This is a genomic window from Desulfosarcina sp., assembly GCF_055467485.1.
Genome location: NZ_JBUOIV010000004.1, coordinates 63,469 through 84,460, shown reverse-complemented (window position 1 = coordinate 84,460; position 20,992 = coordinate 63,469). Strand labels below are relative to the sequence as shown.

The 20,992-nt window shown below is 55.7% G+C and carries 17 protein-coding genes; 6 read left to right on the top strand and 11 right to left on the bottom strand.

Annotated features, from left to right (window positions below):
• Positions 1-222: 222 nt before the first annotated feature.
• The 7 genes from smc to ACZCED_RS03310 form a co-directional block, all read right to left on the bottom strand.
• Entirely contained in the window at positions 223-3,834 is a 3,612-nt protein-coding gene (gene smc, locus ACZCED_RS03340) for a chromosome segregation protein SMC (protein ID WP_464860209.1), read from the bottom strand.
• 653 nt (positions 3,835-4,487) lie between these two features.
• Positions 4,488-5,426 carry an aspartate carbamoyltransferase gene (pyrB, locus tag ACZCED_RS03335; RefSeq protein ID WP_462972104.1) on the bottom strand — a complete coding sequence of 313 codons (939 nt, stop codon included), beginning with the start codon at positions 5,424-5,426 and terminating at the stop codon, positions 4,488-4,490.
• Positions 5,427-5,463: 37 nt separating this feature from the next.
• Complete coding sequence (gene arcC / locus ACZCED_RS03330) at positions 5,464-6,405, bottom strand: carbamate kinase (protein WP_464860208.1); 942 nt, start codon at positions 6,403-6,405, stop codon at positions 5,464-5,466.
• Positions 6,405-7,322, bottom strand: a complete 918-nt coding sequence (gene argF, locus ACZCED_RS03325; RefSeq protein ID WP_462972102.1) for an ornithine carbamoyltransferase — start codon at positions 7,320-7,322, stop codon at positions 6,405-6,407. The genes arcC and argF overlap by 1 nt, the downstream gene beginning before the upstream one ends.
• Positions 7,323-7,379: 57 nt before the next feature.
• Positions 7,380-8,579 carry an ornithine--oxo-acid transaminase gene (gene rocD, locus ACZCED_RS03320; RefSeq protein WP_462972101.1) on the bottom strand — a complete coding sequence of 400 codons (1,200 nt, stop codon included), beginning with the start codon at positions 8,577-8,579 and terminating at the stop codon, positions 7,380-7,382.
• The gene (locus ACZCED_RS03315; protein ID WP_462972100.1) at positions 8,576-9,322 is read right to left on the bottom strand and encodes a FadR/GntR family transcriptional regulator; all 747 of its coding nucleotides are present in this window, start codon (positions 9,320-9,322) and stop codon (positions 8,576-8,578) included. Before ACZCED_RS03315 ends, rocD begins: the two co-directional genes overlap by 4 nt.
• A gap of 410 nt (positions 9,323-9,732) precedes the next feature.
• Positions 9,733-10,359 carry a cyclic nucleotide-binding domain-containing protein gene (locus ACZCED_RS03310; RefSeq protein WP_462972099.1) on the bottom strand — a complete coding sequence of 209 codons (627 nt, stop codon included), beginning with the start codon at positions 10,357-10,359 and terminating at the stop codon, positions 9,733-9,735.
• A 292-nt stretch (positions 10,360-10,651) separates the two neighbouring features.
• Between ACZCED_RS03310 and ACZCED_RS03305 the strand changes: the two genes are divergently transcribed.
• The 4 genes from ACZCED_RS03305 (at position 10,652) to ACZCED_RS03290 (ending at position 16,356) form a co-directional block, all read left to right on the top strand.
• Complete coding sequence (locus ACZCED_RS03305; RefSeq protein ID WP_464860207.1) at positions 10,652-12,055, top strand: aminotransferase family protein; 1,404 nt, start codon at positions 10,652-10,654, stop codon at positions 12,053-12,055.
• A 9-nt stretch (positions 12,056-12,064) separates the two neighbouring features.
• Positions 12,065-12,760, top strand: coding sequence for a GntR family transcriptional regulator (locus ACZCED_RS03300; protein ID WP_462972097.1), 696 nt, complete (start codon positions 12,065-12,067; stop codon positions 12,758-12,760).
• Between the two features lie 27 nt (positions 12,761-12,787).
• Complete coding sequence (locus tag ACZCED_RS03295) at positions 12,788-15,196, top strand: penicillin acylase family protein (RefSeq protein WP_464860206.1); 2,409 nt, start codon at positions 12,788-12,790, stop codon at positions 15,194-15,196.
• Positions 15,197-15,330: 134 nt separating this feature from the next.
• Positions 15,331-16,356 (top strand): DUF4185 domain-containing protein, encoded by a 1,026-nt coding sequence (locus ACZCED_RS03290; RefSeq protein WP_462972095.1) that lies wholly within the window; start codon positions 15,331-15,333, stop codon positions 16,354-16,356.
• A 91-nt stretch (positions 16,357-16,447) separates the two neighbouring features.
• Here ACZCED_RS03290 and ACZCED_RS03285 read toward each other — a convergent pair whose 3' ends face one another.
• The 3 genes from ACZCED_RS03285 to ACZCED_RS03275 all read right to left on the bottom strand — a co-directional run bounded on the left by ACZCED_RS03285 (position 16,448) and on the right by ACZCED_RS03275 (position 18,766).
• Positions 16,448-17,725, bottom strand: a complete 1,278-nt coding sequence (locus ACZCED_RS03285) for a substrate-binding protein (RefSeq protein ID WP_462972094.1) — start codon at positions 17,723-17,725, stop codon at positions 16,448-16,450.
• Between the two features lie 315 nt (positions 17,726-18,040).
• Positions 18,041-18,460, bottom strand: a complete 420-nt coding sequence (locus ACZCED_RS03280; protein WP_464860205.1) for an acyl-CoA thioesterase — start codon at positions 18,458-18,460, stop codon at positions 18,041-18,043.
• Positions 18,461-18,490: 30 nt separating this feature from the next.
• Positions 18,491-18,766 carry a hypothetical protein gene (locus tag ACZCED_RS03275; RefSeq protein ID WP_462972092.1) on the bottom strand — a complete coding sequence of 92 codons (276 nt, stop codon included), beginning with the start codon at positions 18,764-18,766 and terminating at the stop codon, positions 18,491-18,493.
• Between the two features lie 149 nt (positions 18,767-18,915).
• Here ACZCED_RS03275 and ACZCED_RS03270 point away from each other — a divergent pair, with 149 nt between their 5' ends.
• Both ACZCED_RS03270 and ACZCED_RS03265 read left to right on the top strand, forming a co-directional pair.
• Entirely contained in the window at positions 18,916-20,052 is a 1,137-nt protein-coding gene (locus ACZCED_RS03270) for a geranylgeranyl reductase family protein (protein ID WP_462972091.1), read from the top strand.
• A 330-nt stretch (positions 20,053-20,382) separates the two neighbouring features.
• Complete coding sequence (locus ACZCED_RS03265; protein WP_462972090.1) at positions 20,383-20,586, top strand: hypothetical protein; 204 nt, start codon at positions 20,383-20,385, stop codon at positions 20,584-20,586.
• On the opposite strand, the gene ACZCED_RS03260 is transcribed toward ACZCED_RS03265, so the two are convergent.
• Complete coding sequence (locus ACZCED_RS03260) at positions 20,583-20,888, bottom strand: MTH1187 family thiamine-binding protein (protein ID WP_462972089.1); 306 nt, start codon at positions 20,886-20,888, stop codon at positions 20,583-20,585. The two genes, ACZCED_RS03265 and ACZCED_RS03260, sit on opposite strands and share 4 nt — an antisense overlap.
• Positions 20,889-20,992: the final 104 nt, after the last annotated feature.

Sequence of the window (20,992 nt, the reverse complement as noted above, 5' to 3'; positions counted from 1 at the left end):
ACTATCTATGTTACGCTTCACCCCTCGTCACTACGGCGTACCATAAGTACGCCTCATTCCTCAAGGATTGAAGATTCCCTGCGGGAGATTTTTGACGTATTGATGTTGATCAGTCTAACGTTCGCCCGCGAACCCCGCTGGCCTTTGCGGCGCGCGAGCCTTGATCGTGAACTTATGACAAATCCGTCTGAAATCTGGCTATTTATGCGTCTATCAGTGGTGTTAGGCGGCGGTGAGTTCCTTTGAGTGGTTTTCGCGGTCCAGGTTTACCGACACGACCTTGGACAATCCTTTTTGTTCCATGGTGATACCGAACAAGGTATCGGCAAACTCCATGCTGTTTTTGTTGTGGGTGATCATGATGATCTGCGATTTTTCACCGATCACCTTCATCAGGTTGTTGAAACGCATGACGTTGGCGTCGTCCAGCGGTGCATCGATCTCGTCCATGAGGCAAAAGGATGCCGGTCTGAGGAGGAAGATCGAAAAGATGAAGCTGATTGCCGATAGCGCCTTCTCACCGCCGGAAAGCAGGCTCATGCGGGTGAGTTTTTTACCGGGCGGGTGAACCATGAATTCCACTCCGGTTTCAAGCGGTTCGGTGGGGTTGGTCAGTTCCAGGCGTGCGGTGCCGCCTTCGAACAATCGGGGAAAAACTTCCTGGAGCTTTTCATTGATGCGGTTGAAGGTGTCCAGAAAACGCTCCTGAGTGATGCGGTTGATCTTGCGGATCACCTTGTGCAGGCCATCGATGGCGTTGACGAGATCGTCGCGCTGTTCGCACAGGAAATCGCAACGCTCCTTTTGCTCCTCGAATTCGCGGATTGCCTCCAGGTTGACGTCGCCGATATTGATGATCTTTTGGCGGATGGCGGCCAGGGTCGTTTCCAGTTCCTCGGGGGTTTGCCGGCCGGTTTCATCCGGCTGCTCATCGGTTTTACCGAGATCGGCGATGGCACAATGGTAGTATTCCTGGCAGCGGTTTTCCAGGTTTTCCCGCTTGATCCGCTTTTCGGCCAGATCCATTTCCAGCATGCGGATTTTCTGGTGAAGCGCCTCACGCTGGTTTTGGATCTGGGAAATCTGGTCGTCGTTCTCCCTGAGTCGGGCGTCGATGTCGCCAAAGGCCTTTTCTTCGGCGCCCAACCTGCCGTCTATCTGCTCGAGTGCTTCGTAATGGGCGGCAAGATCCCGGCTGATGATTTCGTTGCGTTTGCCAGTCCCCTCGATCTTTTCGGTTTTAGCGGTAATATCATGGGAAAGCTGTTCGAGACGACGGACCCCATCTGCCTGGAAATCTTTCAGGCGGCGAAGCGTACCGGCGCAATTGTCCAGGTTGGCGCTGGCGGAGGTGAGCTTGAGCTTCAGGTCAACAATCCGCTGGTTGAAGGCTTCCAGCCGTGAGGCGGTTTCATCGATCTGGGCCGATGTGCGGGCCACATGTTCCTGGGCCTGGGTGACGTTGCGGGCCATGGTCTCCAGCAGGGCATGGTAGCGCTCGATCTCTTCGTCCAGGTCCATCTCTTCGCCCATGAGCTGTTCCTGCTCCAGTCGGACGATCTCATGGTGCCGCCGAGCGCTTTTCAGGTCTTCGTCGGCCCGGTAGAGGGCTTTTTCCGCCTCCATGGCGTCCTGGGCGGCGCAGTTTTTTTCAGAGATGGTTTCCTGCAAGTGTTTTTCGAGGCCGCGGACCCGGACCTCCATTTCCGTCTGGAGCTGGTGAGCTTCTTTCACCTGCTTGTCAAGTTGGTCACACTGCAGGGCAAGGGATTTGATTTCCTGTTTTTTTGCCAGAATGCCCGACAACTTGTCCGGGCTGCCCCCGATCATCACGCCCTGGTAGGAGAGCAGATCGCCGCCCCGCGTGACAACGGTCTGGGTCTTGCCGTTGCGGTTGAAAATTTCCCGGGCCGCATCCAGGGTGTCGGTGACCACCACATGTCCCAGCAGGGCACCGGCCACCGATTCAAAACCCTCCTTGACGCGGACGTAATTCAACAGGAGATGGCCGGATTCCGGTTGCTTATGCGGGCGATCGTCCACGGTTCGCATGCCCCCCACGGGGATGAAGCCGCACCGCCCTGCCTGAGTTTTCTGCAGATAGCCGATGGCGTCGGCGCCTGAAGGCTGGTCCTGCACCATGATATATTGAAGGGATTCACCCAGGGCCGCTTCCACGGCGGTTTCATAGGTGGGGGCCGGGTCGATCACATCGGCCAGGAGCCCGACAATACCGGTGGGCCGGCCGGCATCCGCCAGGGGTGTTTCCTGTTTGGCGGACTTGAGAATGGCCTTGACCCCGTCCCGGTACCAGTCCAGATTGGCTTCCATCTTTTTCAGCGTGGCCAGGCTGCTGCTGGCCTTGTTGCGTTCCATATCGAGGGTCTGTGTGGTTTTAACCTGCGTGGCCAGAGACGCAATGGCGCCATCCAGCTCCTTTTTCAGGGACGCCATCCGGCCTTCCAGGTCGCGGATCTCGTTTTTCGTCTGGGTCAGTTCGGCATCGGCGGCCTCGCGGCGACCGGAGGCTTCCAGAACGGTTTTCTCGGCTAAAGCGGCTTCTTCATCGGTGCGTTTGAGCCGGCGCTTGAGATTGTCGCGGTTATTGGCAGCGTTCTGGTGGGTGTTTTTGACCCTGGCCTCCTCGGCCACCATTTTCATCAGATCGTTCTTGCCGGTTTCCATCGCCCGGTTCAGGGTGTCGATGCGTTCACGAAGGCCGGACGAATCGCTGTTTTCGCGTGCGACGGTCTCTTTCAAATCACTGATTTGGGACTGCAGGTCCAGGTGCTGCCGCTGGACTTCCTCGATTTCCGACACGATCGTGCTGTTCTTGGCCGACAGATCGGTCCTGGCCGCTTCCAGTTCGGCGACTTCGCGCATCAGCCGCTCACGGTCGGTTTTCATGTGGGCCAGGTCTGCCTCCATGCGGTCGATCTTGCGCTGAATGTCGAACTTGCGTGACTTCTGGGAGGCGATTTCCCGGTCCTTTTCCGAGCGCCGAAGTTTGATGGCTTGGATGGCCGCATCGATCTTTTGCAGTCTGGTACTCTGGCCGATGTCTTCATCTTTGAGTGATTTTAAAAGGTTGCCGGCTTCGTCCATCTGACGGCCCAGGGCGGCATCGCGATAGCGGATGAGTCGGATGTCAACCTCCCGAGCCTCGGCCTTGAGGTTTTTGAACCGCTCCGCCCGCTGGGCCTGGCGCTTGAGTCCGGCCATCTGCCGGTCGATTTCGGTGATGATGTCCGTGACGCGCAGCAGGTTCTGGTTGGTGGCGTTCAATTTTCTCAGGGCTTCAGTTTTGCGCATCTTGTAGCGGGTGACGCCGGCCGCCTCCTCGATGAAGACCCGCCTCTCGTCGGGCCCGGCGTCGGTAATGGCGCCGATGTTTCCCTGCTGGATGACTGCGTAAGTGCGGGCGCCCACCCCGCTGCCCATGAAAATATTGTGGATGTCTTTGAGACGGCAGGGCTGCTTGTTGATCAGGTAGGCGGTTTCGCCGCTGCGGTAAAGCCGGCGGGTCACCATCACCTCGCTGAAATCCCTGTACTCTTCCGGCATGCTGCCGTTGTCGTTGACCAGGGTCAAGGAAACCTCGGCCAGGTTCAGCGGCGGTTTGCCGCTGGCGCCGGAAAAGATGATGTCTTCCCTGTCTTTTCCCCGAAGCTGCTTAATGCTCTGTTCGCCCATGACCCAGCGAAGGGCATCCACCACATTGCTTTTGCCGCAGCCATTGGGCCCGACCACCGCGCAGATGCCCGGGGGGAAGGCGATACTGGCTTTTTCAAAAAAAGACTTGAACCCGACGATGTCCAGTTTTTTAAGTTTCATCGCTACCTGCTCCTGCTTGCCTGTCCAGCGATACACGCTCGACCCGGGTCAGCAACAGCCGTTACGCCCGAAGGCGAAATCGAAATGGGTAATGTTGATTGCCGTCGATATACCGGAAGCGGTCGCCCGGAAAGGGCGATTGCTGGTATGTTGATACCATCATGGCCGGTGGTTGTAAAGCGGAAAGCACAATTTGAGGGGTTGTGAAATGATTTGCGCCACTATATGTGGTGTAAATTCCCGAAGCAGGATGAGGAGCGCGTGAGGGAGTCGAAATTGAGTGCCCAGCTTGGACTGGTAACCATTCTAAGCCGTTTAAAACACAACCAATGGGAATCAGGCGTGTCCCGTCCGGAAGTGGAATCTTTGGCTCAGGCCAAGGTGGCAACGCTTTAGAACCGCTATAGCGAGCGTATTCCCCGTCGCTTGCGGCGGGGGAATGCGAGCGAACGGGGAATCGATATTCATTCTTGCGATGCTGCCCAGCACCGCCGCTGTTGGCAGCACATTCCCCGTGGTTTGCCGCGGGGAGGGCTCAATCCCCAGGTGTTGCCTTCTGCGTCGAGGATGACGCTGACATTTCACTCCGTGATCGAAACCCTGAAAATGCCGCCCTGGATCAATACGTGCCGTTTCCGGATGAAGACAGACGATTACTCTTTCTTAAGCAGCAGGTACAGCAGCGCCATGCGGATGTAAAGGCCGTTCATGGCCTGTTGAAAATAGCGTGCCCGTGGGTCGTCGTCCACTTCCTTGGGAATTTCATCCACCCGGGGCAGCGGATGCATGATGATGGCGTCCGGTTTCATGGTCCGGACCCGCTCCGGGGTAAGGATATACTTGCCCGCGGCCGTTTTGTAGTCCTCGGGGTCATGGAACCGCTCCTTCTGGATGCGGGTCATATAAACGCAGTCCACCTCCGGGGCAACTTTGGCAAGGTCCGTTTCTTCGCGCCATGGAACGTTGTTTTTATCCAGGTAGGCTTTGATGTCTCCCTCCATTTTACAGACCGGCGGCGAGACGAAGATGATCTCCACGTTCTCATACTTGGTCAAGAGGTATGACAGGGACCTTACCGTACGTCCGTAGCGCAGGTCTCCCACCATGGCGATTTTCAGGCTGTTCTTTTCAGAAAAGGCGTCCACGATGGTATACATGTCCAGCAGGGCCTGGGTCGGATGCTGGCCGGCACCGTCTCCTGCATTGATTACCGGAATACAGGAAATCTCAGCGGCGCGTGCCGCACTGCCGGCTTCATTGTGGCGCATGACAATCACGTCTGCATAGCCGTTCATGATCCGTGTGGAATCGGAGAGGCTTTCCCCCTTGGCCGCGCTGGAGAACTCCCGGGCGTTTTCCGTGGTGATCACCGAACCGCCCAGACGCAGCATGGCGCTTTCAAAAGAAAAGCGGGTACGGGTGGAGGGTTCGTAAAACAGGGATGCCATGATCCTGCCCTCCAGTGACCTGGCAAAGCGGCGCTCACCATCAAGGTCCGCCTTCATCTGGTCAGCGGTCTGGAAAACCATTTCCAGCAGTTCCCGGTCGAACTGCTGGGACTCGATTACGTGGGACAACGGAAAAGCTGCCATGGGAGCGTCCTCCTCAATTCCTTGGATGTTAACTCAATCAATCAAAGACGAATTCGGTTCCGGCCGTTCCGGCCACTGCGTCGACGATGCGGTCGACCCGGGTAATTACCGCCCTTTTCCCTCCGCCGCCGACGAACTGCATGGCCGCTTCCACCTTGGGCAGCATGGCGCCGGCTGAGAAATGGCCATCGATGATATATTTGGCCGATTGCGCCAGGCTGACGGCGGTCAGATAGCGTTCTTCGGGGTTGCCGTAGTTCAGGGCCACGCCGTCCACATCCGTGGCGATCACGAACAGGTCCGCACCCACCTCTTCTGCCAGGCGGGCACTGGCCAGGTCCTTGTCGATGACGGCATCCACGCCATCGAATGTACGTCCGGCGCGCACCACCGGAATACCGCCGCCGCCACAGCAGATCACGATGAATCCGGCATCGATCAGGGTCCTGATCTCCCGTTTTTCAACAATGGTCACCGGCTTGGGGGAAACCACCACGCGCCGGTAGCCTTTGGGTGTCTGGATCGTGGGATAGGGCAGGGTGGCGGCCTTTTCTTCGCTGAATGCGGGACCTACCGGCTTGGAGGGCGACTTGAAGGCGTTGTCGTTTTCGTCAACCACCACATAGCTGATCAGGCTCACCAGCGGCTGGTTGTTGATGCCCATGGCCATGAGGGCTTCGTCCAGGGTTGATTCAATCATGTAGCCGATCTGACCCTGGGTCTGGGCCACGAGAATCTCCAGCGGCAGCCGGGGGACCGAGTCGCAACATTCCTGCTGAAGGAGCAGATTGCCTACCTGGGGACCGTTGCCGTGGGTGAGGATGACCCGGTAGTCCCTTGACAACATGGCGATCTGTTTCATCGGGACCTTGAGGTTGTCGAACTGTTCCTCCACGGTGCCAGCCTGCCCCTTCTGGATCATGGCGTTTCCGCCCAGAGCGACCAGCAAAACGGGCTTTTTGTCGGCTTTTTTCTTCATCAGGCTTTTCCGCAGATTTTCAGGAGGATGGCATTTTGGGCGTGCATCCGGTTTTCGGCCTCGTCGAAGACGATCGACGCCTCGGACTCGAGCACCGCGTCGGTGGTTTCCACGCCGCGTTCGGCGGGCAGACAGTGCATGAACAGGCTAGCCTTGCCGGTGGCGGCCATCAGTTCGTCATTGACCTGGAAGCCCTGGAAACGCGCTTTGCGCGTGTCGGCTTCCTCTTTCTGTCCCATGGAGGCCCACACGTCTGTATAGACAATATCGGCATCCCTGACGGCCGTTTTGGGATCGTGGCTGATTTCTATCTCAGACAGGCCCGCCTGCCGGGCGTCGTAAATGGTCCGGGCGTCGGGTTCATAGTCGTCCGGGCAGGCGCAGACAAAATGGAAGGGCAGGCGTTGAGCCAGGCGCAGCCAGGAGTGCACGATGTTGTTGCCATCGCCCACATAGGCCACCTTCAGGTCATCGAGGTGGCCGCGGTGCTCCAAAATCGTGAACATGTCCGCCATGATCTGACAGGGATGGTTGTAGTCAGTCAGGCCGTTGACGACCGGCACCGATGCGTATTCGGCAAGTTCCAGTACGTGCTCGTGGGCGAATAGCCGGGCCATGATCACATCGTTGTAGCGGGCCACCACCCGTGCGATATCCTTGACCGCCTCACGTTTGCCGATGGAGATGTCCGAAGGGCCCAGGTAGAGTGCGTGACCGCCCATGCGGAAAAATCCCGTCTCAAAGGAGATGCGCGTACGCGCGGAGGGCTTGGCGAAGATCATGGCCATGGTGTGGTCCTTGAACGGTTTATAGTCCTCCCGGCGCTTGAAACGGGCCTTGACCTCTTTGGCCAGGGCGAAGGTTTCATGGATTTCGTCGGCGCTAAAATCGGTGACATGCAAAAAATCGCGTTTCACGGGTGTTCCTCCTTAAAGATAAAGACACTATCGCGAAAAGTTGTCGATCGTCTCAGATCAGGTGCGCATCACCGCATCGATCTGCTCCACTGCCCAGTCCACTTCGTCTTTATTGATAACCAGGGGCGGGGCGAAGCGGATGGTATTTTCATGGGTTTCCTTGCACAGCATACCCCTGTCGGCCAGTTTGTAGCAGAAGGGACGTGCACCGCCCGCTTCGTGAAAAAGCTCCATGGCGATCATCAGGCCGCGGCCGCGTACCTCTTTGACATGTGGGCTCTGGATCTTTTTCAGGCCGGCGAGAAAATAATCACCCATTTCCTTGGCGTTTTCAATCATCTTTTCATCGATGAGCACCCGGATGGCGGTGCGGGCGATGGCGCAGGCCAGCGGGTTGCCACCAAAGGTGGATCCGTGTTCGCCAGGCTGCAGCACATCCATGACCTCTTTATTGGACAGGACGGCTGATACCGGATAAAAGCCGCCGGACAGTGCCTTTCCCACCAGGGTGAGGTCGGCTTCGATGCCTTCGTGCTCCTCTGCCAAGAGCCGTCCGGTGCGTCCCAGGCCGGTCTGAATCTCGTCGAGAATCAGCACCACGTTATGGCGGTCACAGATCTCTCTGGCTGCCTTGAGATAGCCAGCTGGCGGAATGATAACTCCGGCTTCCCCCTGGATGGGCTCAACCAGAAAACCGGCGGTGTTGGGGGTGATGGCCGCTTCCAGGGCATCGGCATCGCCGAAGGGGATGATTTTGAAACCCGGGGTGAACGGTCCAAATCCGCTGCGGGCCGTCGGGTCGGTGGAAAAACCCACGATGGTGATCGTGCGACCGTGAAAGTTGTTGGCGCAGACGATGATCTCCCCTTTGTCTGCGGGAATACCTTTGACCTGGTAGCCCCATTTTCGTACTGCCTTGATAACGGTCTCCACCGCTTCGGCGCCGCTGTTCATGGGCAACACCTTGTGGGAACGGGTCAACTCGCAGATTTCCTTGTAAAAATAGCCCAGTTGGTCGTTCCGGAAAGCCCGGGAGGTGAGGGTCAGGTTCTGGGCCTGGGCCATCATGGTTTTCATGATCGCCGGGTGGCAGTGGCCCTGGTTGACCGCACTGTAGGCCGCCAGGCAGTCCAGGTATTTCTTGCCATCTACATCCCATACCCAAACGCCTTCGCCCTTCGTCAGAACGACGTCAAGGGGTTTATAGTTATGTGCGCCAAATTCGTTTTCCAGGTCGAGATATTTTTGGGTGTTCATTTGTTCGCTCCTTTTGAGTGGTCTTTGCCGGATTGCTGCTGGCCGTTCATATAGCGGTTGAAACGCCGCACGTGGCTTTGCATGAGTGAGCGCACGGCCGTGGCCTGCTGTTTTTCCAGCGCAGTGACGATATCATACAGGTCCTGATAGTTTTCCTGCATGAACGACTGGTCTTTAAGGGCGTGGGCCTCATAATACTGCTGGATGTTGTCGTGGACCATGCGCAGGACGAATTCGTAAACCCGGTTGCCGGCTGCTTTGGCAATGGCCACGTGGATGCGATTGTCCACCTGGCAGAACCGTTCCCACGCTTCGATACCGTCTTCCACATGCTTTTTAGCCTGTTTCAGCAGCGATTTGAGATGACGGACGTCTGCCGGGGTGGATCGCTGGGCGGCGATGGCAGCCACGCTGCCCTCGACGCCCTCTCTGAATTCAGAAAGCTCTGCCAAGGTGATTTCGCGATGGCGAATCAGAAGACCCAGACTTTCCGCCACCGGTGCCATGCCAGGCTGCTTGACCACCGCTCCACCGCGCACCCCTCGCTTGATTTCCAGAAGCCCCTTTTGCTCTAGTACCCGCAATGCTTCTCGAAGGGGTCCCCGACTGGTCTGGAACATATCGACGAGGTCTCGTTGGGCCGGTAATTTGTCGCCGGTCTTCAGGCGACCATCCAGGATTGCCCCTTCGATTTGTGAGACCAAATCTTCGAAAATTCGTTGCTGATTTGTTTTTTTAAACATGGCTTGCCTGCAGTGGATCGCTCTTCAACAAAAAATATAATTGTCATATCGGGCAGGTAAAGTTAATGGGTAACCCATTTATTTTATGATAGGCCAAATGTCAACCAAAAGTTGGCCGGCGTGCCATCAGGTCGTCCGATGGATGGAACCGTGGACGACAAGGTAAATCGTGAACTTGATAATGAACAGTCGGATCACGCAGTCGCGGCGGCTAGATTTCACCGAAGCCGCTGGTGAGGATTGGCTGTCCTTTGCGGCGATGACTTCATTGGATGGTCGTAACCGGCGCGTCTCATATTAAAATCAGGCGACCGGGTGATGACCGGTTTACGCTGATGAAAAATGGCAGCAGACGATCCGAATAGGCGGTAGACCGCTTGACAGCAAGGATCGAGACAACCCGGTCAATCTTACTTTCTCGGAGATATGAGCTCAAACAGCTCCTGGGACGTGTCCCGCAGGTGCAGGCTAAGCAGTTGCGCAATCGATCTCAGGATTTTAACCCCGATCTTCGGGTGTTCCTCACAAATTTCGTCAAAGCGCCGTCGGGGCAGGGTGAGCAAGGTGGAATCAGTGCGCGATTTGACTGTGGCGGTGCGGGAAAAATTGCCGATGACGGCCATTTCTCCAATGGATCCGCCAGGGGCTTTGACAGCTATTTTTTTTTCAAGTTTGCCGGCATACAATTTCAAAACGTCGAGTGTGCCGTCAACGACGAAGCACACCTCATCACCCGGGTCGCCTTCGCTAAAGACAAGATCGCCGGCTTCAAACCGGGACACATGCATGTGGTCGCTGACCGTGTTCAATTCAGCGTGATCCAGATCAGCAAATATCGGTATGCCGGACAGGCAGTTGATGATGGCTTCTTTCAGCACATTTTTAGCGTATGTCGGTTTCAATGGTGGCGTGTCCTCTAAGAAAAAATGGATGGTTGATTGTGTTGCGGAAGATGCAACATCTGAACCAAATAATCCTACCATGGTTATCCCAAGAGACCTTCCGATGTCAAATGCCAATGCAGGTAAAAATAACAAATGAAAGCCAATAATTGTCCCAGATGACGACAGGGACCTTGTTTTTTTTTGTGGTGTTTAATATATCAGACACCATACCGATAAAAATGTACAGAAAATGTATCGATCGGCATGATAAAGGCTTGAAAGAGAAATTCAGACCGATTGGTAAAACGGCCCCGATCAGGGTGTGGTATTCATCGAAAATGAGGCGTGCGCATCGACCTCATCACAAACGAGCATCGCTGCTCAACGCAGACCCTGGCAATTTTGAATGTCGTCAGGTGTTAACCCGTATAACAAGGAGTATTCAATGAACGACTTATTGTCGCATGTTTTGGATTACGGCGTGGATGAGATGGTCGTGGGCGACAAGGATCACCTGTGGCATCACATCAAACCTCACAAATGTTTTCAGAACCAGGAGCAGATGATCATCGTTGCGGGCAAGGGGTTGATGGTCACGGATATCCGCGGCCGAGAATACTTGGATGCGACCTCCGGCGGCGTGTGGTGCGTCAATGTGGGATACGGCCGCGACAGCATCGCCGATGCCGTCGCCGCCCAGATGAAGAAGATGGCCTATTTCGCCGGCAGCGTCGGTACGGTCCCTTCCATCAAACTTTCCAGCAAATTGATCAAATTGTTGCCTAAGATGGGCAAGGTCTATTTCTCCAACAGCGGGTCCGAGGCCAACGAAAAAAGCTACAAGATTATCCGGCAAGCCACAACCATCGATCCGGCACGTAAAGGCAAATTCAAGATTTTATATCGGGACCGAGACTACCACGGTACGACCATTGCCGTGCTGGCCTCCTCTGGACAAGCCGAACGCAAAAAGGCCTTCGGTCCCTTTCCGGAGGGGTTCGTGCAGATTCCCCACTGCCTGTGTTACCGTTGTCCTTTCGACAAGCGCTACCCGAACTGCGATGTCCAGTGCGCCAGAGCCGTCGAGGAGATCATTCTGCAAGAGGGACCGGAGAGCGTGGGCGGTTTGATCGTTGAACCGATTACCGCCGGCGGCGGCATCATCGTTCCGGTGGATGAGTATTTTCCCATTCTCCAGGAAATATGTGAAAAATACGGTGTGTATCTGGTCATCGACGAGGTGGTGGCCGGATTTGGGCGAACCGGCAAGTTTTTCGGGCATGAGCACTTTGATGTGGATCCGGACATGATCACCCTGGCCAAGGGTATGGCCAGCGCCTATGAGCCCATTTCCGCCACGGTGGTCAAGCAGCACCTATACGATCTGTTTCTCAACGATCCCGCCGACCCGGATAAACGAATGCACTTTTTTCGGGACATCTCCACCTACGGCGGCTGTGCGGGGACCATGGCGGCGTCGCTGGAGAACATCCGCATCATGGAAACCGAGAACCTGGTCGAAAACAGCCGGGTGATGGGCGATTATCTGCTCGGCAGGCTCGGGGAGCTGCTTGACCACCCCGCCGTCGGCGACGTTCGCGGCAAAGGCCTGTTCTGCGGCGTTGAACTGGTGGCGGATAAACAGAAAAAACAGCCGCCCAGCGAAGCCCAGGTCGGTGCGGTGATAGATGCCGTCAAGGCAGAGGGTGTGCTGCTCGGACGAACCAACAGCAGCCTGCCCGGACTCAACACCACCCTTTATTACGCCCCGGCGCTGGTGATTACTAAAGACGAGGCGGACCGGATGGTACACGCCACTCAAAAAGGCATAGAAAAGGTCTTCGGATGAGAAAAGCGATTGCTTCCACCAACTGACAAAAAACCGGTCAACCCATTTGAGCTGCGTTCATTGCGGGAGCAGGTCTACCAGTATCTGCGTGCTGAGATGCTCAACGGCCGCATTATCCCTGGTGAGTATATCCGGCTCAATGAGATGAGTGAACGACTGGGCATCAGCAAGACCCCCCTGCGCGACGCGATCATCCAATTGGAATGCGAAGGTTTTGTCACCATTCTGCCGCGCAGGGGAGTGCTGATGAACCGTTTGTCCCTGCAGGACGTCAAAGACGCATACGAGGTTGTCGGTGCGTTGGAGGCCGCTGTGCTGGTTGATGTCTGCAGTCGATTCACCGACGATCGTCTCGATGCCATGACCGCCATCAATGGCCGCATGAAGAAAATGATCGAACGGGACGATTTCGACAGTTTTTATGCCGAATTTTTCGGGCTTAACCTCGCCTTTCACAACCAATTCCTTGACCTGTCCGACAACCGACAGGTCAATAAAATTATTACTCCTTTCAAACAGCGGCTCTACGATTTTCCCCGTCGCGTATACATTTGCGAGTGGGAACGGCAAAACTGCCAGGAGCACGATGAGCTAATCGAACTGATCCGTACCGGAGATGGAAAAACAGCTGCCGATCTGCTTCAGAACCGGCATTGGTCCTTTTCCTATTATGAAGGTTTTATCCGTCAGTTTTACGAAGAATAACTGAATATAGCATAAGTGGAGGTGCCAATGCGAAGGATCGCCTGGTTTACGTTGCCGCTGATGCTCAGCCTCTTATCATTTGCCGGATGTACCGGACTCAATCGCTATCCGACCGATGGCAGACTCGTATTGAAGGACCTCGATTCACCAGTAAAAGTGGTTCGGGATGAGAAGGGCATGGCCTATATCCACGCTGAATCCCTGGGCGACGCCATGCGCGCCTTGGGTTACGTCACCGCCCAGGACCGCCTGTTCCAGATGACCTTGACCCGGCTCTTCGCCGCAGGTCGGATTGGCGAACTGGCCGGGGAAAAAGCAAAAGCGCTGGATATCCGACACCGTACCCTCGGCCTTCACCGTCAGGCCATCGCTCACGCCGGAATGCTTGCCCCGGATACGCGTCGTTTAATCCAGTACTATGTGGACGGTGTCAATGCCTACATCCAAGACGGTGGGGAGTCTCTTCCGCTGGAGTTCAAACTGGCGGGAATATCGCCGGAACCGTGGACCCTTGCGGATAGCCTGACCATCTTGTATTTCATGAGTTGGGACACCTCGGCCAATCTGAAGGCTGAAATCCTTGCGCAGATGCTGGTTGAACAACTTGGGCAGCAGCGGGCTACGGAGATATTTCCCTTGATCGTCAACCCGGACGATGAGGGTTCCCGGGCAGATGCGGCCGGCGCTCTGACGATGGTTCCGTCCGGGTTCCAATCCGATAAACGGCTCCTGGGCTTTCTCGAAGACGGCAGCCATGAGATGGGCAGCAACAATTGGGTGCTCGGTCCGGGTCTGTCTGCCGGCGGCAAGCCGGTGGTCTGCAACGATCCACACCTGGAAACCCGTATTCTCCCCGGTCCCTGGTACCCGGTCGGCCTCATCACACCCCACAACCGCATCGTCGGCGCTCATATCCCCGGCCTGCCCCTGATGCCCATCTTTCGTAACCGGTTTGTGGCCGTCGGTATTACCAATGCCTATGGGGATATGCAGGACCTCTACGTCGAAACTCTTGATCCGGCCGACCCCGATCGTTATCTGGAAGGCAACCGGTCCATTCCCTTTACTGTAGTTGAGGAAACATTGAGGATTCGGGATAAGCATGCGAAGGAGGGTTTCCGTGAAGAGCGGATTGCGATTCGTTACACCAATCGGGGGCCGGTGGTTTCCGGCGTGCTCGAGGGTCTTGAAACGGAACAGGTCGTGAGTCTCAGGTGGGCGCCTTTTGAAACCATGAGCCCAACCCTTGGTGTCACGGATATGATCAATGCCAAAAGTGTGGGCGACATCCGGCGCGCGCTGGCCATGGCCAATATTATCATGCTCAATTTCGCCTTTGCCGATACGGATGGCAACATCGGCTGGCACGTCTCCGGACGGTTGCCCATCCGCAATGACGGCGATGGAACCGTTCCGTCCGTGGTGACCGACGGCAGGGACAACTGGCGCGGTTTTGTCCCTTTTGAACAGATGCCCCATGCATACAACCCCAAAAAGGGGTGGTTAGGCACCTGCAACCACCATACGGTGCCGCACGATTATCCCTATTACTACTCATCCTATCAGTCGCCATCCTACCGATACCGCCGGCTCAAACAGCTGATGGACACGCCTGGCGAGAAATCCGTTGACGATCACTGGCGCTATCAGCGGGACACCTTCAACCTGATGGCGGAAAAGCTGGTCCCCTATATGGTGGATGTTCTGGAGACTTCCCCGCACACGCTCGAACTGGCGCAGATCCTGAAAAAATGGGACTTGCATGACGACATCGACGCCGTCGGCGCCACTGTGTTCCATTCGATCTACGAACGATTCGCCTGGCTGACGTTTTCGGATGAACTGGGAGAAGCTCTCGCCGGGCACATGCTCGGGGTCTGGTATTTCTGGCAGGAACGTTTTCAGCAGATGGTTTTGACCGACCACCTGGGGCTGTGGTTCGATGACACGACGACTGCAGGGACCGTCGAACGAAAGCCGGAGATCCTGATCCGTGCAGCCTTGGACGCCCGTGCCATGCTTTCCGCGTCGATGGGTAGCAATCCGGATGGATGGCTCTGGGGAAAGCTCCATCGACACAGCTTCGTCAGCCCGGTTCGGCAAGATGGATTTGGCAAGGGCTTTCTGGGGGGCGGCACGCATCCGGCGGCGGGATCCGTGGAGGCCTTGTATCGGGGCCGGTATGAGTACAACGATCCCTATTCGGTGACCATCTCCGCGGCCCTTCGCATGGTGGCCGATCTGGCCGACGAGGACAAGGTGCTGGCAGTGTTGTCCGGCGGGGTGACCGGACGGGTGTTTCACCCCCATGCCACGGACCAGATCGGGGCATTCATGAATGGTGAGAAGATGTACTGGTGGTTCAGCGATCACGAGATCGCCAACCATACCCGTTCGGTCCTGGTGCTGACACCTACCGCCGTACCTTCCAACTGAGCATGCACTGCCTCATGACCAAGATAACAATCATGTGTCGCATGCGATGCATTCTGCTTTTCGCGATATTGCTGGTTGGCGGTAGCGTGTCTTGTGACCGGCCGATCGGAAGGACGTCCTCAGCCGTTATTCTCATGGCCCATCCATGGCCGGCGGCCGATCGCATTTTCCGGCAGGACCCACGCTGGCTGGGCGCCGATGACGCCCATAGTGTTGATCTGGGAAAGGGCAGGGCGCTTTGGCTGTTCGGGGATACCCTTATCCGTTCAGGCACAAGTGACGACCGAAGCCGGGCCATCCTGATCCGCAACAGTATCGGCATTCAGACCGGAAGCAATCCAGCTGCGGCATCCATGACGTTCTTCTGGAGACAGACGGCGGCCAGAACACCGGCATCCTTTTTCCCCGAATCTGAAAAAACATGGTCCTGGCCCGGAGACGGTATTCGGATCGGCAATCATCTGCTGGTTTTTCTTACGATGATCGCGCCTTTCGACAACGATCTGGGATTTGCCACGACCGGATGGCATGCGCTATTGATCGACAACCCCGACGCACCTCCTGAACGATGGCGGTTCACCCACGCGAGAAATAATCCAGGCGCGCACCCTATCGCTTTGGGCACCGGCGGCGTATTGCGCAGAAAAGGACACCTCTACGCCTATGGAACCAATCAAGGTGGCGATCAGGCCTATCTGGCCAGGTGGGAGGAGGAACGGGCATGGGAAGGGGACTTGCGTGAACCGGAGTGGTGGTGTGGTATGCGGACTGGATGGAAAAAAGAATCACAGATGGACGGCTGGCCGGCAGTCCTGTTCGCCGATGCCCAAGCCGAGTTCGGCGTTCATTTCGAACCCCGCATCAACCAGTTTCTCCAGATTCAAACCGTCGGCTTCGGCGCCGCCGAACTGGGGTGGCGGATCGCCCCCCGGCCCGAAGGGCCGTGGGGTCAATTGACGCGTTTATATTCCCCGGAAGAAGTGTCGATTCCCGGTGTTTTGATTTATGCCGCCAAATCCCATCCGTTTCTGACCGGGGCGGATCTGGTGATCACTTACGCCACCAATCATATCGATCCCAATCGATTGGACGACTATCCTGCGCTGTACTACCCGCGCGTACTTCACGGTTCATTCGAAGCCGCCCGTGTTATCGATTGAACCCTTTCGGCAGGGTGAGCGGTAACGGGTGATCCGCTGCCCCACCATGAAGAAAGGCCGACTTTGCGGCCGGCATCTGTGCCCCGGTCTCCTATTCGCCGGGCAGCTTCTCAAGCCGGGTCGGCTTGCCGGCCGCTTTGCGAACGTCGTTCCACTCCTGGCGCGAACAAGCCGCCATTTTTCCCGGAAGTTGGTCAATAATTTCAAAATAATCCAGATTGTATCGGTTTTTTACCACCTCGTCTCTCGGCTTGCAGCGCACCACGTAAACCGTTTGAACCGATTGATGATCGAAGTCGCGCCATACCTGTTCATCTTTCAACAGTTGGTAACGGTGACCTTCCAGCGCTTTGATCACTTTTCCCGAGTCAAACGTGCCGGCTCGTTCAACGGCAGCTTTGTATTCGTAAAGGATGGTATAAGCGGAAGCGGCAGAGGAACTGGGATAACGCTGGTGTTCTTTTTGGAAATCCTCTACGAATTTAATACCCCGTTCGTAGTTGTAAGTATATGGGATCTGCCAGCACCAGGGTACCGTTCCCACCACACCCTGCATGGCTCTGGGGGTCCCGCGTTCGGCCATGCCGAGCGTCAGATTGGGAACGACGATCTGCATGCGCTCCTTCATGCCCATTTTGTGCGCCGAACGAATCGCATTGGCCATTTCCTGGCCGAACAGTACCAGTACCAGTACATCCGGCCGCTCCTGGTCGGCCTTTTTCAGTGCAGCAGTGAAATCGGTTGAAGGAAACGGTGTCAGCACGCCCTTGTGAATGGCTTTGTCCTCAGTGTCGCTGAATTTTCTCAATGACGCTTCTGTGGTCCATCCCCAGGTATAATCCGCCGTGATATAGAAGTATTTTTTGCCTTTAAAATTTTTATTCATATATGACGAGATGGCCTTGGCCGCCATCCACGAATCGTTGCATTCCCTAAAGGTATGACGTCTGGCTTCCTCTCCGGTAACCGTCGTGGAATAGGTCAACGTACCAAAGAAGGGCACGCCCTTTTCCTGGCAGACTTTGGATACCGCCACGGCAACCGCACTCGAAGAGCCTCCGAAAATCATTTTCACACCATTTGAATTGATGGCGTGAACGGCATTTTTGGCGGCAAGTTCCGAACTGGATTTGGTGTCGTAGGTGACCAGTTCAATCTTTTGATTTAAAATGCCACCGGCGGCGTTGATTTCAGTTTCAGCGAGATTTGCGGCTCTCCACTGGTCCTTGCCCTGCATGTAGTAAGGGCCCGTCTCGGGATAGTTCAACGCAATCTTGACAGTGCCTTGACTGGCTAAGGCCACCGATGCCGAGAAAAGCAGGATAAGTCCAATTAAAATACGGGTAAATGCAGGTCGGCCGGGGTGCATGGTTTTTCTCCTTATATTACGGGTTCAATAGTTACCTAATTACTACAGAACTCTACATACGATTGTTCGGTTGTAGGAGAGCAATCAGCTCAGCTTTTATGTGAAGCCGATTCTTATTTTATAGGTAAAGCAAACAATGTGCCATCGTAAAAAAATAAACTAATCACACAAAATGAAAACAATTCAAAGTATACAATCGCTGAATTTACTGATTTCAATTAAATTTAGTGCATTTTTTAAAAAAATGGAGCATTTTTCAAAAGGACGGGGGTCGCCGGTTGACGCGGGTGGTGGTGAAGCGGGGGAGGTTGATCCTCAGGCGGGCCGGTGATAGGGCCGAAGTGCTTTTTTTAGGGTTTGTGGCACTGGCACCGACTGGCGCTGCCGATAGTCGTAGCAGACTTGGATGGAGGACCCCTTCGCGAAGATGCGATTCGCATCGGCCTTATCCTTCAGGGCATAGGCAAGCCCGAAGCTTTTCGTGCCGATGGCGGTGACCCACATGTTCAGCAACAGCTGGTCTTCGAGGCGGATGGGTAGTAGGTAATCGCATTCCAGGTGGGCTAGGATAAAATTAAATCCACCGGGGACGGATTCCTTGAAAGCGTCGCAGAATAGCGCTTTTCGACCCTCTTCGAAGTAGGTGAAGATCACGGCGTTGTTCACGTGCCCCATGGCATCGATGTCTTTGAAACGGATGCTGATTCGGGATTGAAATGGCTGTTCGCGGTTCAATGGTGTGCTCCTTGAGGTATGCGCGGGTGACTAAAAGGACGATCCGCCGTCCTTCATGGATACCAGCTCTCCGCTGTTTCCATTGATGTGAAAGATCTTCCGGCTGCGGATATATTTCTTGGAACCGATGGCCTCCATGACATTTTCGGACAGGGCTTTCCGTGAAAATCCCACGGTAACCTCCCAGTGGCACCCATCGTCACCCATCTTTACCTCTTCCAACAGTATGTCCTCAAACTTGCGGGTGTCGTACAGACCGTTGAGAAGGTCCATGGCTGCTTGAACCGCTTCTTTCACTGTCAACACGTGGCCGTTTCCTTCCATTGCTGACCGGATGCCGGTTGCAAGGTGGCACCGGAAATGTCATGATCACTGCAATTGTTGCCAGATCCGAGGGGTCAAGTCAATGCTGAGATCGCATGTGCAATCTACCACCATGAAATCATAGGGGCGCTTTGCTGACAGCAGATATCATTGTCGTCGGAGCGGGTCCGGCCGGGTGCAGCGCGGCCTGGGACCTGACCGCCAACGGATTGAGGGTTCTTTTATTGGACCGGGCCGAATTCCCGCGAAAGAAAACCTGTGCCGGCGGGCTGACGGTCAAGGCGGTTCGAGCCCTTCGCTATTCAATCGCCCCGGTTATCCAGAGAACCGTGTGCGACCTGTCGGTAAGCTGCCGAATGCGCAATCAAAAACGGTTTAAAGGGATTCACCCCATCTGCCACATGATCGAACGGTCGGCATTCGATTATTTCTGCCTGAAAAAAACCGTGGCTGCGGGTGCGCGTTTTTCGGTGGTAAAGCGGATCGATCAAATTGTGGAAAGCGATCGACGTGTTTCGGTGATTACGGATAGGGGGGTGATCCGTGCCCGTTTCTTGATCGGGGCCGACGGTGCCCACAGCCGGGTCCGTCGGCTGACCGGTCGATTTGACGGCTATCGCGCGGGATTTGCCGTCGAGGGAATCGTAGACTGCTCGCCTTCCATGGATCTGTCCATGGGCTTTGATTTCAGCCGGGTATCCGGCGGGTATGGGTGGATTTTTCCCAAAAAGAATCACATCAATGTGGGGCTGTATAGCTTGAAAGCGGATGTTAAGATCGACCGTCAGGACCTGGTTGACTATGTGGTCCAGAGAATCGGCAGACCGGTGCCGACGCGCATAACCGGTTTTCCGCTGGGCATGGGGGGATGGCGGTATCGACCCGGTCGCGGACGGGTGCTGCTGGTCGGTGACGCTGCCGGTCTTGTGGATCCGCTGCTCGGCGAAGGGCTGTACCATGCCATCATCAGCGGCCAAAAAGCGGCTGCTGCCATCGCAGATGCCATGGGTACCGGTAAAGATGCCTGCAAGACGTACGCAAATGGGTTGGTGCCGATTCAACGCGATCTTCTTTTCGCTCACGCCGCCTCGGCAGCTTTCTACAAACTGCCTAAGATAGGGTACCTGCTGCTGGTCTCACCGCCAGCCAGAATAGCGCTGATGGGCGGGTTTTCCAAGGGGATGCCCCTGCTGGATATTTTTCGTCACGGCTATCGGTTCTGGTTTGGAATGCCGTTGCCCGCCAACGGAAAACAGAATTGTTTTTGACAGTGGCGAGCCAATTAGCTAAAACTTAATATAGACAGCCGGGACGAAACGATTTTTAGATGATGTCGCCACCTGAGCCTGCACACCGCTGTTTTCCGTTTCACTCTTTTCTCGGTTGTTTTTTGGGGCGCGCTTAAGGCCTCGGTAGTAAATAATTGCCCGTTATGCTTGACCTTGGCCCGCCATCCGCGTTGCCCCACTGGTCCTTTTCCTGATAAAGCGGTCAGCGGTCCTTGCAGACGGTCCCGCACCCGATGCAATCGTGCTCGACTATTTTTTTCCGCGGCCCTGATTCCCATCCTTACAGATTGCCTGCGGGGGAGGTGACTCATGGAAAAAGGCTTAACGGCCCTTGAGGTTGCCGATAACGGCGGCAGGCGCCGGGTCAAGGATCGGCGGTTCCTGGTCTCGATACCATGCGGCCGGGAGCGGCGAACCAACTGGGATCGGCGCAGCGGATACGATCGACGGCTAAGGCGAATTATAGGATACCCGGACGATCGGCGGGTGGCCGAGGGGGAGCTTTCCGACTAACCTTGAGCGAGCTTTGCCTTAACACTGTCCACTTTGTCGGCCATGTGTTGCTCCCTGTCGGTGCGGGTCCCGAATTTGAGGGTAGTGGTGATTCGCGGTGCCCCCATTCGATGGATCGCTTCGTGGCAGTGCCGGATGGCGGTAAACACGGCATCCCAATCCCCCTCGATGTTGGTGCCATAGGCGTGCAGCGTAATGTCCAGGCCCGCTTCCGCAAGAATTGGCTGGCAGGCGGCGATATACGGTGAGACCGATACCCCCACACCGATGGGCACAATGCACAAGTCTGCGATGACGTTCATGTCAACTCCTCTGTTTCGGCCGAATTGGCAGCAGCTGCGCCTGCGCATTCAAATCGACCAGTAAAACCAATCGAACCAGTAACACCAATTCAACAGACCGACCA